Source organism: Vibrio sp. A8-1, assembly GCF_013048685.1.
GTDB lineage: Bacteria > Pseudomonadota > Gammaproteobacteria > Enterobacterales > Vibrionaceae > Vibrio > Vibrio metschnikovii.
On record NZ_VHTC01000097.1, the window covers coordinates 1 to 1,016 of the forward strand.

The window sequence follows — 1,016 nt, forward strand, 5'->3', positions numbered from 1 at the left end:
ACCTGAACTCTGGATAAGAAACTGAGCTGGCAGAGGAACTAATTGCTCGTTCCCCGATCTGATCATTCGACCAAAAGGAACAGATACCTCCAAGGAAAGAGCATGGACAAATTAATTGAAACCTTCTGTGATGTCGATGATTTCTGTCAGTTGTTTATTGAGCAGTGGCAACAGCAACTCATCGAAGTCGGTGAACTCAAGCGCCGTAGGGCCTGTAAGCTATCTCCAGCTGAGATAATGACCATCCTTATTCACTTTCACCAATCCCACTATCGAGATTTCAAGAGCTACTATTTGCTCTATGTGTGCCGTAATCTGACCAAATACTTTCCAAACCTTTTAAGTTACACGAGATTCCTTGGTATGACGGCTAGCGTAGTCGTGCCAATGTGCAGTTATCTGACATCAAAGCTAGGTAAGCCTACGGGTATCCAGTTTGTAGACTCGACCAAGATTGAGGTTTGCCACATCATTCGAGCCAAAAGAAATAAAGTGTTTGAAGGTGTTGCCTGCCATGGAAAGGGGACGATGGGCTGGTCTTTCGGCTTCAAACTTCATCTGATCATCAATCACCTAGGCGAGCTTGTCGCCCTCAAATTGACTAAAGGCAATGAAGATGACAGGAAGCCAGTACCAGAGATGGCTGATACAATCTGGGGGAAACTGTACGGTGATAAAGGCTATATCAGCAAAGCTTTAACAGGTGAGCTTCTGGATAAGGGCGTTGAACTCATTACCACGGTTCGTAAGAACATGAAGAAGAAATTTATCTCTTTATGGGACCGAGCGTTACTGAAAAAACGTTTTATTATCGAGACAGTGAATGACCAGTTGAAGAACATTTCGTATATCGAGCATTCTCGCCATCGAAGTATGCATGGTTTTATCCTGAATCTGTTGGGCGGATTAATCGCGTACTGCTTGAGGGATAAAAAGCCCAGTCTAGATCTAACAGCTCAAGAGTTTGAGCTGTTAGAGAGTAATTGCTTAGTTCTGGCTTAACCAGATCTCAGGTT

At 43.8% G+C, this 1,016-nt stretch carries 1 protein-coding gene; it reads left to right on the top strand.

The genetic code is table 11. The annotated features are described in order from the left end of the window. Window positions 1–102: 102 nt before the first annotated feature. Window positions 103–1,002 carry an IS982 family transposase gene (locus FKN93_RS17395; RefSeq protein ID WP_113620543.1) on the top strand — a complete coding sequence of 300 codons (900 nt, stop codon included), beginning with the start codon at window positions 103–105 and terminating at the stop codon, window positions 1,000–1,002. Window positions 1,003–1,016: the final 14 nt, after the last annotated feature.